Raw genomic sequence first — 14,225 nt, 5'->3', positions numbered from 1 at the left:
GTCCCGTCCAGTCCGCCACTCGATTTCAAGAATTCGTAAAACCCGAGCCTTCGTGCTCGGGTTTTTGCGTTTCTGACCGATATATGTCTGATCCATGCATCTAGTCTGGACGGTTTTTTCTCCCTCTCCCTCTTTCTTTTCTGTGCTCCGTGTTCGTAGCAGTGGATTTGCGCTCACATTTCGCGCCGGTTGTGCTTGCGCCATGTGCCCGGTGGCTGTGCGTGCCAACGACGAAAAGCGTGCTGAAAGCTCTCAGGGCCTGAAAACCCCAGCACCCAGCTGATTTCCTTGAGGCTCAATCCAGTGTCGCGCAGATAGCGTTCAGCCAATCCTCGGCGCGTGTCATCCAGTAGTCCCTCGTAGTGCCAGTCCTCGGTAGCCAGCCGACGTGCCAGCGTGCGCGGATGAAGGTTGAGTGCAGCGGCCACCTCGTCACGCCCGGGAGTGCGTCCAGATAGACGCATGGCAATGGCGCGCCGTGTACGTGACACACTATCGAGATGGCCTTGGCGGGCTTCCAGCAGCTGTAGAATCTGCTGGCGTAGCTGGGCAAAGGCTACGGGGGCTGTCTGGCAGGTAGGGGCATCTAGCACCCTTGCAGGCAGCCACAGGCGATTGTGGCTCGCCGTGAAGCGTAAATGCGTCAGCGGCAGCCCTAGACGTTGCGCATAGCGCTCTCGCCAGGCGTTTTCGTTGCTCGCGACTTTTTCATCATTGTCGACAGCAGGTATCTGGTAGTCGATCTCGAATCGGGCATCCTTGAGCTCATCACCGCTGAGTTGACGAGCTAGCTGCCACCAGCTGCCCAGTACGCTGTCGACGACAAAGCGGTTGAATGCATTATAAGGCGCCAGCGAGTAAAACGTCAGCCAGCCACCCTCGTGGTAACGTTCAAAGTGTCCGTGGCCACGACTGTTGTCACTGTAGAGCGTTTCGGCTTCACAGAGCAGCTGCAGTCCTTCTCCCAGCGTAGGCGCGCAGGCACAGGCCAGCCCTGGCAGCAGGAAATCGCCGGGGAGTATCAAGCGTGCCATTTCCAGCCCCAGTAACTCATCACCACTGGCGAGAATGGCGGCATGGCCGAGTCGCATGTAGCGAGCGATGCCGATGCGCGCCTCGCCATCGGCGATCAGCGGCCAGTCGGTGTAAGGGTGAATGACAGGAGCGGGGTCTATCTTTTGCTGGCTCAGGCTACGCGCGACAAGATGCACCAGACTGATCGAGACTTCTCCCAGCTGCATGTTGGATCTCCCGGATTGCACGCGATCGAGCTAGATTCTGTGGTTGCCGATACTTTTCATTATCACCTGCGTCCTATAAGACTATCAATATGTCCTTCGGAAGCATTGAGTGCCGTGGTGCATGCACTACACTGTTCATCTCTGTTTCATACGTCTGTTTATTTGCGTCAGTCCTGACCACTACGACGCTGATGTTCAACGCTACACCACAATAATGATCGCCTGATGGCGTTGCCGTGCCTCTGTGTAACAGGGGAGCGGTGATTGACAGGGGGCGGCGACTGAAAGGAGAGACTGCCATGTCTGCCTATCCGATGCTGTTTCGCCCGCTGACACTGGGCCATGTGACACTCAAGAACCGTGTGCTGATGGGCTCGATGCATACCGGGCTTGAAGAAGCGCCCAATGGCTTTACGCGACTGGCGGCCTTCTACCGCGAGCGTGCTCGTCATGGGGTAGCGCTTATCGTGACGGGCGGTATTGCGCCGAATCCGGAAGGTGCGGTGATGAAGGGCGCCGCCAAACTGACGACTACTGAAGAAGCTGTCCAGCATCGTGAAGTGACGGATGCCGTGCATGCCGAAGACGGCCGCATCTGCCTGCAGATTCTGCATGCTGGGCGCTATGCCTACTCGCCGGATCAGGTCGCCCCTTCCGCCATTCAGGCGCCGATCAACCCCTTCACGCCGCGTGCACTGAGCACTGAGGAAGTGAAGGGGCAGGTCGCCGATTACATTCGCTGCGCCAGTCTCGCGAGTGATGCTGGTTATGACGGTGTTGAGGTGATGGGCTCCGAAGGCTATTTCATCAACCAGTTCATCTGCCGCCGGACCAATCAGCGTGACGATGAATACGGTGGAAGCTTCGAGAATCGTATCCGGCTGGCCGTGGAAATCGTCACGGGCATCCGCCAGGCACTGGGCGACGATTTCATCATCATCTACCGCTTGTCGATGTTGGACCTCGTCGATGAGGGCAGCACCTGGGAGGAAGTGGTCGCGCTAGGCAAGGCGATTGAAGTTGCGGGTGCCAGCATGATCAATACCGGCATCGGCTGGCACGAAGCGCGGGTGCCGACCATCGTCACGAGTGTGCCGCGGGCGGTATTCACTGAGCTGACACACCGCATGAAGGCTGAATTGTCGTTGCCGCTCATCACGACCAACCGTATCAACATGCCTGATGTAGCGGAATCCGTGCTGGCCGAAGGTCATGCTGACATGGTGTCGATGGCGCGCCCTTTCCTTGCTGACCCGGCTTGGATCAGCAAGGCGAAAGTCAACGATGCCGATATCATCAATACCTGCATTGCCTGTAATCAGGCGTGTCTTGACCATACCTTCCAGATGAAGTTGACCTCGTGTCTAGTCAATCCGCGAGCCTGCCACGAGACCGAGATAGTGATCGAGCCGGCGCGTACCGAGCGACGTGTCGCAGTAATCGGTGGTGGTCCGGCAGGGCTATCCGCTGCGGTAACCGCTGCTGAGCGTGGCCATGAGGTAGTGTTGTTCGAGGCGCAAGCCGAGGTGGGTGGACAGTTCAACTTCGCGCGCAGAATTCCTGGCAAGGAAGAGTTCGATGAGACATTGCGCTACTTCAACGAAAAGCTGGTGCGCACGGGGGTTGAGGTGCGTCTCAATACCCGCGCTACGCCTGAAATGCTGGAAGAGTTCGATGCAGTGATTCTTGCCTCTGGTGTGCAGGCGCGGATACCTCAGATCGAGGGGATTGAGGCGGGGATCGCGCGAGGGCAGGTGCTTAGCTACGCAGAGGCGATCATGGCACCGGAGCGCGTTGGCAAGCGTGTCGCGCTAATCGGAGCGGGCGGTATCGGCTTTGATGTCGCGGAGCTGATGACGCATGTTGATCCCTCGCCCGCACTGGACGGTGCGCTGTGGTGTGAAGAGTGGGGGGTTGATCTCTCGGTCAGCGCGCCAGGTGGTCTCAAGCCAGCGGCTCCCGTACAGAGCCCGCGTGAGGTGTGGTTGCTGCAGCGCAAGACCTCAAAGCCTGGCAAGAATCTCGGCAAGACGACCGGCTGGGTGCATCGCGCCACACTCAAGCAACGTGGCGTGAAGATGGTGGCTGGCTGTGACTATCAGGCTATCGACGCCGAGGGTATGCGTGTTGCGATCAATGGCGAGACTCAGCATCTTGCGCTCGACAGTATCGTGTTGTGTGCTGGACAGGATTCGGTGCTGGACCTAAAGACCTCGCTTGAGGCGTCGGGAGTCGAGCTGCATATCATTGGAGGTGCCGACAAGGCTGCCGAGCTGGATGCGAAGCGTGCCATCGCTCAAGGCACCATGGCTGCTGCTGCACTATGAGACGTTCATATGACGCAAGATGGGGATATTTAGCGTTGAGCTGAGTCGATGCTCTGCCTAGACTGATTGAGGCTGTAGGTCGTGTCACTTCCCTTGGGGAGTTGGCATTATCTGCGGCCTCAATCGTTAGTGTTGCACGCCCATCTCTCGCACTCCGCCACCATGGGACACGCTCATGTCACCGCACGCTGCCGCCTCTCGCCAGACCTCCGACGAGACTCAGCCGCTGGATGCTGATGTTCCTGCGTCTCAACAAGAGGCGAGTAGAATGGGAGGGTCGGAGGAGCAGTCTCCTCCTTCATGCGCTTCCTTGCCTTCCTTTCCACCTCATTCCCCCTCACTGTCCTCGTCTCCCCTGTGTCAGCATTCGCCTCCCGCGCTGGAAAACCTGCTGGATCTGTTTACTCCGCCTCCGGTTGAGCGTCTTGATTGGTCGATGGCTCATGATGCCGGTGTCATCGTCGAGTGCCTGCGCGCCGATACACTCGATAATGAGATATCAGGTAACAAGGCATGGAAGTTGAGGCTGCCTTTGGCACGGGCGTTGAGTGAGGGGTGCGGTATCATCAGCTGTGGTGGTGGCTGGTCGAATCATCTACATGCGCTGGCAGCCGCAGGCACGCGACTGGGTATTGCCACTCACGGATTGGTGCGCGGACACCCGGAGGCACCGCTGACACCCACGCTTGCCGATGCTCGCGCCAATGGCATGCAACTGAGTTTTATTTCTCGTGCCGAGTATAAGCAGCGCGATCAGGAGGACTTCGCAGCACGCCATGGTGATGGACTATGGGTGCCGGAAGGCGGCGGCAGTATTGATGGTGTTGCCGGTCTGGCACCGCTGGCAGAAGCGCTGGTGGCGCCGCTGGCAGGTTCTCCCGCCCCGCAGCTTGTACTGTTGGCGTGTGGCAGTGGCACCACGCTTGCAGGTGTACTGAGCACGTTAGGTGAGCGTGATGGTTTACGTGTCGTGGGGGTGCCGACCATGAATCATGGTGATCAGCTTTATCACCGTGTGCGACGCTTGCTGGCGGAGAGCGGCGGTAGCGAGCAACAGACTCCCGAATGGGGGTTGTGGCTTGGGGCGCAGGCGGGAGGGTTTGCCAAGGCGCCAGCCTGGTTGATCGACTTCATCCAGCGCTTTGAGGCTGAGACGGGCCTCGAGATCGAGCCGGTGTATACCGCCAAGCTATTTGCGGCACTGGCGCATCATCTTGCCAATGGACTGATCGCCCCTGGTACGCGAGTCCGAGTGTTGCATACTGGTGGTTTGCAGGGGCGGCGCGGTTATCCGGCTCTGAATCTGGCTTGAAACCGCTGCCAATAAAACCGTCGCCATGGTCGTGAGCGTGACTGGCGGTGCCGTATAGCGCTGTTATGATGGGGTCTCTGCTGCGGCGCCTGCTACCCGAGGGGTCGCGTTTGTTTTATCGGATAAGGTAACCCCTTCTCCTGCTCTGGACATTCCCATGACGACTGACGCCATAGCTCCGACACGATCTGCGACCACTGCTGCCGAGGACACCGGCACCTCACGTTTTCTGGCCAGTGATAATACGTCCGGTATCTGTCCTGAGGCGATGGCATACATGATGCAGGCCAATCGCGATGATGATCTGCCTACGGCAACGACCGCTGGACTCAGCTGGTCACCGATAGCTTCCGGAAGTTGTTCGAGACCGAGTGCGAAGTGTTCTTCGTCTTCAATGGCACTGCAGCCAACTCGTTGTCACTGGCGCATCTCTGTCAGTCCTATCACAGTGTTATCTGTCATGAGCTGGCACATATCGAGACCGATGAGTGCGGCGGGCCGGAGTTCTTCTCCAATGGTTCCAAGCTGCTCAACGCACCAGGCCCGAATGGCAAGCTGACGCCGGACGGTATCGAGCAGCTGATCACCAAGCGCACCGATATCCACTATCCGCGCCCGCGTGTGATTTCTCTGACCCAGTGCACCGAGGTCGGCACCGTCTACACCATTGAAGAGCTACAGGCGATTCGTGAGGTGGCGGACCGTCATGATCTACAGATCCACATGGATGGTGCGCGCTTCGCCAATGCCTGTGCTGCATTGGGGGTCTCACCAGCCGAGCTGACTTGGAAGGCTGGCGTCGATGTGCTGTGCTTCTCGGGGACCAAGAACGGTCTGGCGATGGGAGAGGCTGTCATCTTCTTCGATCGCAAGTTGGCACGTGACTTCGATTATCGCTGCAAGCAGGCCGGTCAGCTGGCGTCCAAGATGCGCTTCATTGCTGCGCCATGGATGGGGCTGCTCGAGAATGATGTCTGGTTGAAGAATGCACGCCACGCCAATGGCATGGCCCACTATCTTGCTGAACGTCTTGAAGCGTTTGAGGGTATCGAGCTGTTGTTCCCCAGTCAGGCCAATAGCGTGTTCGCAAATTTCCCTGAGCACGTGCTGACGGCACTGCGTGCACGCGGCTGGACCTTCTATACCTTCATCGGCGCTGGCGGTGCTCGCTTTGTATGCTCCTGGAATACGACGACTGATCTACTGGACGGTCTGCTGGAAGACATTCGCGAGGTGCTTTAGGCGTCTGAGCCTCAGAGCCTTTTGGCTTTCGAATGACTGGGCTTATGAAGCACCGAGCTGCTGTGACCTACTGATCCTTCCATGAAAGCCTGCTTGTGAGGCTAATGAATCGCCCACCGTTCTCGGTGGGCGATTTTTTTTGCGTGATGATTTTTCATGTTGTCGCGTTGCATGGCTTGCATCAGAAAGAATCATGATGTCAGTAACTGCTTCGTCCCAAGCATCCAGCATCAGCTGGACCGCGTATTCAATCAAGAGAAGGAAGAGGTGGCGGATTGATGGTGGTCGGGCTTCATTAACGCCGTGGATGCCCGCGGTACGTGTGATGTTGCCGCGTGACGTGCTGGCGGTAGTCGCCAGTCTGTTCCTATTCTTGAAAGGTGCTGCAGTGCGACATGACGATAGCAGTGTTGCCCGATATGAGTGATGAGGGGTAAGTGGCTTCAACGGCTATGCAGGAGTGCTGGAGTGCATGAAAGAGTGCTGCAGCATACGTCATGTCTGCCCTGTAATGAGATGCGGTGAGTACGAGATGACGTGGGTGGCAGAAAGTTCGTTGAATGCACTTATCAAGTGTATTGGACACTCGCTACCTATATCGATCTATGCTGATAAACATGCCGAGGCAGTCACTTGGAAGCCAGCGGTGAAGCAATCAAGTGACAGGGTGAAGTAGTCGTACATGTGTGGGCCCGGCGATGGTTCCAGCGACCAGGAGTCGCGACAAGGAGGCTTCCATGAGCATCTTCGATCACGTGCAGAGCCGCTATGAGCGGATTCAGCAAGAAGAGATGAGTCTCCAGGAGTATCTGGAGTTATGTCGGCAGGATCGCTCTGCCTATGCCAGCGCCGCCGAGCGCATGTTGACGGCCATCGGTGAGCCGGAGGTCATCGACACCGCCAAGGACCCCAGTCTTTCACGTATTTTTTCCAACAAGCTGATTCGCCGTTATCCCAGCTTCGCCGAGTTCTATGGCATGGAAGATGCCATCGAGCAGATCGTGTCCTACTTCCGACATGCTGCGCAGGGTCTTGAGGAGCGTAAACAGATTCTTTATCTGCTTGGGCCGGTAGGCGGTGGTAAATCATCGTTGGCCGAGCGCCTCAAGCTATTGATGGAGCAGATTCCCTTTTATGCTGTGAAGGGCTCTCCGGTGTTCGAGTCTCCGCTGGGACTCTTCTCTCCGGAGGAGGATGGCGAGCTACTCGAGAAGGAATACGGTATTCCACAGCGTTGCATGAGAAGTGCCATGTCACCGTGGGCGGCCAAGCGTCTCAAGGAGTACGGTGGCGATATCAGCCAGTTCCGAGTCGTCAAGCTGTATCCGTCACGACTCAATCAGATCGCCATCTCCAAGACGGAGCCGGGTGACGACAACAACCAGGATATTTCAGCGCTGGTCGGTAAGGTCGACATCCGTCAGCTCGAGCTTTATGCGCAGGATGATCCTGATGCGTATAGCTTCTCCGGTGGGCTGTGCAAGTCCAATCAGGGGCTGATGGAATTCGTCGAGATGTTCAAGGCACCGATCAAGGTGCTGCATCCACTGCTGACAGCGACGCAGGAAGGTAATTACAACCCTACTGAGGGGATGGGAGCGATTCCCTTCGACGGCGTGGTATTGGCGCACTCCAACGAAAGTGAGTGGCAGGCCTTCCGTAATAACCGCAATAACGAGGCCTTCCTTGATCGCGTCTATATCGTCAAGGTGCCGTACTGCCTGCGAGCCTCTGAAGAGGTGAAAATCTACGCCAAGCTGCTGGAGCACTCTTCGCTCAACCATGCTCCATGCGCACCGGATACCCTGCGCATGCTGTCTCAGTTCATCGTGCTGTCGCGCTTGCACGAGCCAGAGAACTCCAGCGTCTACTCCAAGATGCGCATCTATGATGGTGAGAATCTCAAGGATACTGATCCGCGCGCCAAGTCGATCCAGGAATACCGTGATAGTGCTGGTGTCGATGAGGGCATGGATGGGCTCTCTACTCGCTTTGCCTTCAAGATTCTCTCCAAGGTCTTCAACTTCGATGCCAGTGAAGTAGCTGCCAATCCCGTGCATCTGCTGTATGTGCTGGAGCAGCGTCTTGATCAGGAGCAGCTGCCGAAAGACACGCACGAGCGCTATCTGCGCTTCATCAAGGAGTATCTGGCGCCGCGCTACGTCGACTTCATTGGCAAGGAGATCCAGACCGCCTATCTCGAGTCCTATTCCGAGTACGGCCAGAACATCTTCGATCGCTACGTGACCTATGCCGATTTCTGGATTCAGGACCAGGAGTACCGTGACCCTGAAACCGGCGAGCTGCTCAATCGTCAGTCGCTCAACGAGGAGCTAGAGAAGATCGAGAAGCCGGCGGGCATCTCCAACCCCAAGGATTTCCGCCACGAGGTGGTCAACTTCGTATTGCGTGCCCGTGCTCAGAACAACGGCATGAACCCGAGCTGGCAGTCCTACGAGAAACTGCGTGCAGTAATCGAGAAGAAGATGTTTGCCAATACTGAGGAGTTGCTGCCGGTTATCTCCTTCAATGCCAAGGCCTCGACTTCGGATCAGAGCAAGCACGAAGACTTCGTGGCGCGCATGGTAGACCGCGGGTATACCGAGAAGCAGGTGCGCCTGTTGTCCGAGTGGTATCTGCGGGTGCGCAAGTCGCAGTAAGCCCTGCCGACTGACGACAGGCCTGCCGGTGGGGAGGAATTCCGCCGGCACTTGCCATCCGGTCAGCCACTGACGGTGGGACCGGCAAGGAGGGCGAATGAGTTATTTCATTGACCGACGCGGCAACGCACGCAACAAGAGTGCGGTGAATCGACAGCGCTTCATTCGACGCTATCGCAGTCATATCAAGCGGGCGGTGGAGGATGCCGTCAATCGTCGCTCCATCACTGATATGGAGCGCGGTGAAGAGGTGTCCATTCCGACACGGGATATTTCCGAGCCGGTTTTCCAGCATGGGCAGGGTGGCAAGCGGCGTGTGATCAATCCCGGCAACAAGGAATTCGTTGAAGGGGATCGCATGCGTCGCCCAGGTGGAGGGAGCGGTGGTGGAGGGAGTGGCGAGGGGCAAGCCTCGAATCAAGGCGAGGGTGAAGATGATTTTGCCTTCAGTCTATCGCGCGAGGAATTTCTGGAATTCGTGTTCGACGGACTTGAATTGCCACACCTGGAGCGCAAGCAGGTCGCGGACATGGATGAGGTGCGGCCGGTACGTGCTGGCATTGCACGTGACGGTCCTCCGGCACGTATCAATATCGTGCGTTCGATGCGCTCGGCACAGGCGCGACGCATCGCCATGCGCTCGCCTATCAAGCGGGCACTGAAAGAGGCTACTGAGGCGCTGGAGCAGGAAGAGTGCAAGGACCCAGTGCTACGTAACAAGGTACGCATTGCCGAGTTGAAGGCCGAGATAGAACGGCTGGAAGCACGTCTCAAGGCCGTACCATTTCTCGATACCTATGATCTGCGCTACAACCACCTCATCAACCAGCCAATGCCGTCCAACAAGGCTGTAATGTTCTGCGTGATGGATGTCTCGGGCTCGATGACTCAGGCCCATAAGGACATCGGCAAGCGCTTCTTCCTGTTGCTGTACCTGTTTCTCGAACGCAACTACGAGAAGGTCGAGCTGGTCTTCATTCGTCACCATACCGCTGCCAAGGAGGTCGACGAGGAAGAATTCTTCTACTCGCGTGAGACCGGCGGCACCATCGTATCCAGTGCGCTTACGCTGCTCGATGAAGTGATCGAGTCACGCTATCCAGCCGGTGAGTGGAATCTCTACGTGGCCCAAGCGTCAGACGGTGACAACTGGGACGATGATTCCACTAACTGCCGCGAATTGATGATCAAGAAGCTGATGCCGCGGTTGCAGTACTACGCCTATGTGGAGATCACGCCGCATGCTCATCAGGCGCTATGGGGTGAGTACGAACGTGTTGAAGAGGAATTCCCCGATCGTTTTGCCATGCAGCAGATTGTTGAGGCAGGCGATATTTATCCGGTATTCCGAGAGCTGTTCAAGCGCCGCGTCAGCGCCTGACGGCATCATGTGACGTGCTCGGCAAATATGCCGGGTCGGGAGGCCCCATGAGCCACAAACGTGAGAGTCGACTTGAGAATCATGCGCCTGCCAGCGGCTCTGATTGGAGTTTCGAGCTACTGGAGCATTTTGAGCACGAGATTGCGCGTATTGCGGCGCAATACCGACTGGATATTTACCCGAATCAGATTGAAGTCATCACCTCTGAGCAGATGATGGATGCCTATGCCAGCATTGGCATGCCGGTCGGCTATCACCATTGGTCCTTTGGCAAGCAATTCCTCTCGGTAGAGCAGGCCTACCGTCGTGGCCAGATGGGGCTGGCCTATGAGCTGGTCATCAACTCAGACCCCTGCATCGCCTATCTGATGGAAGAGAACACCCTGATGATGCAGATTCTGGTCATGGCGCATGCCTGCTATGGCCACAACAGCTTCTTCAAGGGCAATTATCTTTTTCGCGCCTGGACCGATGCCTCGGCGATCATCGATTATCTCGTGTTCGCACGGAAGTACGTTGCGGAATGCGAAGAGCGCCATGGTGTAGACGCGGTCGAGCAGCTGCTGGATGCCTGTCATGCATTGCAGAACTATGGGGTGGATCGCTATAAGCGCCCCTCGCCCATCTCGCCAGAGGAAGAGGTTCAGCGTCAGCAGGAGCGCGAGGCCTATCTGCAAGCGCAGGTGAATGCATTGTGGAGCACGATTCCACAGGCAGAAGACGATGATGAGCAGCTGGATGAGGTCAATGATCCGCTCGGCCTGCACCGCCGTGGACGCTACCCCTCCGAGCCGCAGGAGAATCTGCTCTATTTCATCGAGAAGAACGCACCGCTGCTGGAACCCTGGCAGCGCGAGCTAGTACGTATTGTGCGCAAGCTAGCGCAGTACTTCTATCCTCAGCGCCAGACTCAGGTGATGAACGAAGGCTGGGCGTGTTTCTGGCACTACACCATCATGAATCAGCTCTATGATGAAGAACTGATCGGTGAGGGAGTGATTCTGGAGTTCTTGCAGTCGCACACGTCGGTCGTGCAGCAACCGGGCTTCGATCATCCGCACTATAACGGCATCAATCCCTATGCGCTGGGCTTTGCGATGTTTACCGATATCAAGCGCATCTGTGAGCATCCTGATGACGAGGATCGCGAGTGGTTCCCAGATATCGCCGGTAGCGATTGGTTGGAGACGGTGCATTTCGCCATGCGTAACTTCAAGGATGAGTCTTTCATCCAGCAGTTTCTGTCACCGAAGGTGATTCGCGACCTCAAGCTATTCTCGCTGATGGATGATGATCATGACGACCATCTGGTGATTGATGCCATCCACGATAGTCGTGGTTACAAGCGTATTCGTGAAGCATTGTCGGTCCAGTATGCACTGAGCCATCGTGAGCCAAATATTCAGGTGTGGGCAGCCAATATTCGTGGCGATCGCTCGCTGACACTGCGTCATGTGCAGGATGATCGACGACCTTTGGCACGTAGCGTCTATCCCGTCATGCGGCACCTGCATCAGCTGTGGGGATTCCCCGTGCACATGGAATCAATGGAGCAGGATGAGATTGCCAGGCGATATCAGTGGCCATTGCCGGAGGAGGATAGTGCCTCTGGTTAGCGCTTATGTGAGTCAGAGACTGAATAAAAAACCGCCACGGGCACGGGCTCGTGGCGGTTTTTTTATTCACACGCAAACCAAGGTGCGCGCGTTACGCCGGGCGCTTGGTCCAGGACTGACACCAGCCCTTTGGCGCTACGCTGTTGCTGGGGAATAGCTGGCAGCCCTTGTTCTCTGGCTTGTAGAACATGCAGTTGGCGCAATCGGAACCAGCCTTGAAGGCGGCATGATCCTTGGCCTCGTTGGCGTCTTCTACATAATTTAGTGCTTTAGCCTGCGGGTTGGAGGTATCCAGCAGAGGTAGGTCGGCAGCAAGTGCGCGCGGGGACAGGATGGCGGCACCCAACGGCAGAGCGGCAAGGCCCAGCAGGCTGTTGCGCATGAAATTACGGCGACTCTGATTAGCCATGGTCAAGCTCCTTGTCATCAATGGCTCACGCTTCTTTGGGCGCGAGTATCGTCACGAAACGCCGTCAGGAGGCGCTGGCACACTATCATTGTGCGTCTCGACATCTCATGCACGCCATATGCCAAGCGCTGCGATCGATGTCAGGTGGTCGATATGCAGCCAAGCATGCATGATGCCGAAGAGCAGTCTGCACACTCACGGTGCAGTCGCATAAGCTCCTTGTATATTGTGGCCTGAGATGGCGCAGCCGTCAGCCTCGGAAGCTTGTCTCTGGCATGATAACGTCTGTAAACAGCGTTGCCCGTGAGGTGCGCTATTGGTGTTCTACTCATTCTTATGGAGTCGTCTCATGCACAGTGCCATTATTTTGATTCATGCCGAACATGGCCGTATTCGTGATGTGGCCGAGCGCATTGCTGAGCTGGACGGTATCAGTGAAGTCTATTCTACCGGTGGGCGAGTCGACATGGTGGCCATCGCCCGTGTGCGTGATTTTGAGCAACTCGCGGAGTTGGTGACGGGGCGTCTGTCGTGCATTGAAGGAATTCGTGATACCGAAACACTCAATGCGTTACAGGTCCACTCGCGCCACGACCTCGATACCATGTTTGATCTTGGGCTCTAGCGGATGCGCGCTTTGGAAGAAACGTCTCGATAGCCAATTTCCCAATCTTTGACAACTAACATGTTGATAACAAAAGGGAAGTGGCTGGATGCTGGGAGTGATGGACGAAATACGTTCAGCCGGACGCAAGCTGTGGCGTGGGCTAGGGGTCAGCTTGGCATTTGCGCTGGTCGGTAGTGGCCTGTGGTGGTGGCAGGAGCGCGACTATCAGCAGTTCTACACTTGGCAGGGCGTACCTGAGGCGCGTCAGCTCGACTGGAAAACCTTTGTGCGTGCTCTGCGTAGCGATGCTTATCTGGTGGGCTGGTCTGACCTGCGCGCCAATCCCCTGTGGGTAACTTGGCGACTGGACCATGCTGATACCTCACGACAAGGCAAACGTCCGGAAAGCTTTGAGCGCGACTGGCGCTCACTATGGCCGGTGTCACCGGATAGCTATCGTGGCAGCGGTTATGATCGTGGCCATCTGGCACCCAACTATGCGATTGGCAAGATATATGGTCTGAAAGCGCAGGAGCAGACCTTCCGCATGACCAATATCTCTCCACAGACCCCAGCGCTGAATCGCAAGCTATGGCAACGGCTAGAAGCAGCCGTCATGGATAATATCCTGCCGCGAAAGGGAGCGTTGTGGATTACGGCAGGGCCTGTGTTTACCGGCAGTACTGAGCGACTTTCCAGCCTTATCGAGATCCCTGATGCTTTCTACAAGATCATTGTTGCACCGGGAGATGCGCAGCACCCACCGCGCGCACTGGCATTTTTATTTCCGCAGCAGGTGCGGGGTGATGAGCCGCTGGATCGCTTTCTCGTCAGCATTGATAGGGTAGAAGCGTTGACCGGCCTCAATTTCTTCCATGACCTGCCGGATACTGTCGAGCAGCGACTGGAATCACAAGTCAGGCGTGAGGGCTGGAAGGTCGAGAGCTTCAATCGCACGCCTTCACGTTACTGAAAGCGTCATTGATCGCGAGGGAATGCCAAATGAGCGCTGATCATGGCGTAATGACATGCCTCATAGACGTGCGACGGACTTTATTCACAGTCACTTGCAGAGTCTGACGCCTGGCGAACGAAGAAAGAGGGTAAGGCACGTGCAGTAGGTAGGTGCTATCGATTGGCAGAAAATACAGAAACGCGGAAGACGACGCGAGGCATCGTGAGGTATTGCTTGGGCATTACTGAGTATTGGAAAGCATTGCTAAGATAAAGCAGAGGGAGTGATGTAGGCAGCAGGCGCTGCAGAAGTAACATCAGATAACAACTTGATGGTGCCCAGAAGAGGACTTGAACCTCCACATCCTTACGGATACTAGCACCTGAAGCTAGCGCGTCTACCAATTCCGCCATCTGGGCATCAAGTTGTATGCTGAAGGCTCATGAGGTGAGTCTGTCAGCTGAACGATCATGAA

9 protein-coding genes, 1 tRNA gene and 1 pseudogene are annotated in these 14,225 nt (G+C 56.5%); 8 read left to right on the top strand and 3 right to left on the bottom strand.

The window, feature by feature from the left end:
- Window positions 1-173 precede the first annotated feature (173 nt).
- The gene (locus tag BF12_RS0115665; RefSeq protein ID WP_024953080.1) at window positions 174-1,241 is read right to left on the bottom strand and encodes an AraC family transcriptional regulator; all 1,068 of its coding nucleotides are present in this window, start codon (window positions 1,239-1,241) and stop codon (window positions 174-176) included.
- A gap of 299 nt (window positions 1,242-1,540) precedes the next feature.
- On the opposite strand from BF12_RS0115665, the gene BF12_RS0115660 reads away from it, so the two are divergent.
- The 6 genes and pseudogenes from BF12_RS0115660 (at window position 1,541) to BF12_RS0115630 (ending at window position 11,779) form a co-directional block, all read left to right on the top strand.
- Complete coding sequence (locus tag BF12_RS0115660; protein ID WP_024953079.1) at window positions 1,541-3,568, top strand: NADPH-dependent 2,4-dienoyl-CoA reductase; 2,028 nt, start codon at window positions 1,541-1,543, stop codon at window positions 3,566-3,568.
- A 175-nt stretch (window positions 3,569-3,743) separates the two neighbouring features.
- Window positions 3,744-4,880 (top strand): 1-aminocyclopropane-1-carboxylate deaminase/D-cysteine desulfhydrase, encoded by a 1,137-nt coding sequence (locus tag BF12_RS0115655; protein WP_084488164.1) that lies wholly within the window; start codon window positions 3,744-3,746, stop codon window positions 4,878-4,880.
- A 268-nt stretch (window positions 4,881-5,148) separates the two neighbouring features.
- Window positions 5,149-6,122, top strand: a pseudogene (locus BF12_RS20530) (threonine aldolase family protein).
- A gap of 737 nt (window positions 6,123-6,859) precedes the next feature.
- Window positions 6,860-8,782 (top strand): PrkA family serine protein kinase, encoded by a 1,923-nt coding sequence (locus tag BF12_RS0115640; RefSeq protein WP_024953077.1) that lies wholly within the window; start codon window positions 6,860-6,862, stop codon window positions 8,780-8,782.
- A 97-nt stretch (window positions 8,783-8,879) separates the two neighbouring features.
- A complete protein-coding gene (locus tag BF12_RS0115635; protein ID WP_024953076.1) occupies window positions 8,880-10,163 on the top strand; it encodes a YeaH/YhbH family protein in 1,284 nt (427 codons plus the stop codon).
- A 47-nt stretch (window positions 10,164-10,210) separates the two neighbouring features.
- A complete protein-coding gene (locus BF12_RS0115630; RefSeq protein ID WP_024953075.1) occupies window positions 10,211-11,779 on the top strand; it encodes a SpoVR family protein in 1,569 nt (522 codons plus the stop codon).
- Window positions 11,780-11,870: 91 nt separating this feature from the next.
- Here the strand turns inward: BF12_RS0115630 and BF12_RS0115625 are convergent, their stop codons facing one another.
- Window positions 11,871-12,188, bottom strand: coding sequence for a high-potential iron-sulfur protein (locus BF12_RS0115625; RefSeq protein WP_024953074.1), 318 nt, complete (start codon window positions 12,186-12,188; stop codon window positions 11,871-11,873).
- Between the two features lie 349 nt (window positions 12,189-12,537).
- On the opposite strand from BF12_RS0115625, the gene BF12_RS0115615 reads away from it, so the two are divergent.
- Together BF12_RS0115615 and BF12_RS0115610 are read left to right on the top strand one after the other, a co-directional pair.
- On the top strand, window positions 12,538-12,813 hold the full coding sequence (locus BF12_RS0115615) for an Lrp/AsnC family transcriptional regulator (RefSeq protein WP_024953073.1): 276 nt from the start codon (window positions 12,538-12,540) through the stop codon (window positions 12,811-12,813).
- 88 nt (window positions 12,814-12,901) lie between these two features.
- The gene (locus BF12_RS0115610; RefSeq protein ID WP_246116442.1) at window positions 12,902-13,768 is read left to right on the top strand and encodes a DNA/RNA non-specific endonuclease; all 867 of its coding nucleotides are present in this window, start codon (window positions 12,902-12,904) and stop codon (window positions 13,766-13,768) included.
- 314 nt (window positions 13,769-14,082) lie between these two features.
- Here the strand turns inward: BF12_RS0115610 and BF12_RS0115605 are convergent.
- A tRNA-Leu gene (locus tag BF12_RS0115605) sits at window positions 14,083-14,169 on the bottom strand.
- Between the last annotated feature and the right edge of the window lie 56 nt (window positions 14,170-14,225).

This window comes from Cobetia crustatorum (genome assembly GCF_000591415.1).
Lineage (GTDB): Bacteria > Pseudomonadota > Gammaproteobacteria > Pseudomonadales > Halomonadaceae > Cobetia > Cobetia crustatorum.
The sequence above is the reverse complement of the archived record's forward strand: the minus strand, read 5'-3'. Positions and strand labels throughout refer to the sequence as shown.

Coding starts and splice junctions, on each gene's coding strand:
- BF12_RS0115665 (WP_024953080.1), bottom strand. CDS start 1,241: ATGCAGCTGGGAGAAGTCTCGATCAGTCTGGTGCATCTTGTCGCGCGT.
- BF12_RS0115660 (WP_024953079.1), top strand. CDS start 1,541: ATGTCTGCCTATCCGATGCTGTTTCGCCCGCTGACACTGGGCCATGTG.
- BF12_RS0115655 (WP_084488164.1), top strand. CDS start 3,744: ATGTCACCGCACGCTGCCGCCTCTCGCCAGACCTCCGACGAGACTCAG.
- BF12_RS0115640 (WP_024953077.1), top strand. CDS start 6,860: ATGAGCATCTTCGATCACGTGCAGAGCCGCTATGAGCGGATTCAGCAA.
- BF12_RS0115635 (WP_024953076.1), top strand. CDS start 8,880: ATGAGTTATTTCATTGACCGACGCGGCAACGCACGCAACAAGAGTGCG.
- BF12_RS0115630 (WP_024953075.1), top strand. CDS start 10,211: ATGAGCCACAAACGTGAGAGTCGACTTGAGAATCATGCGCCTGCCAGC.
- BF12_RS0115625 (WP_024953074.1), bottom strand. CDS start 12,188: ATGGCTAATCAGAGTCGCCGTAATTTCATGCGCAACAGCCTGCTGGGC.
- BF12_RS0115615 (WP_024953073.1), top strand. CDS start 12,538: ATGCACAGTGCCATTATTTTGATTCATGCCGAACATGGCCGTATTCGT.
- BF12_RS0115610 (WP_246116442.1), top strand. CDS start 12,902: ATGCTGGGAGTGATGGACGAAATACGTTCAGCCGGACGCAAGCTGTGG.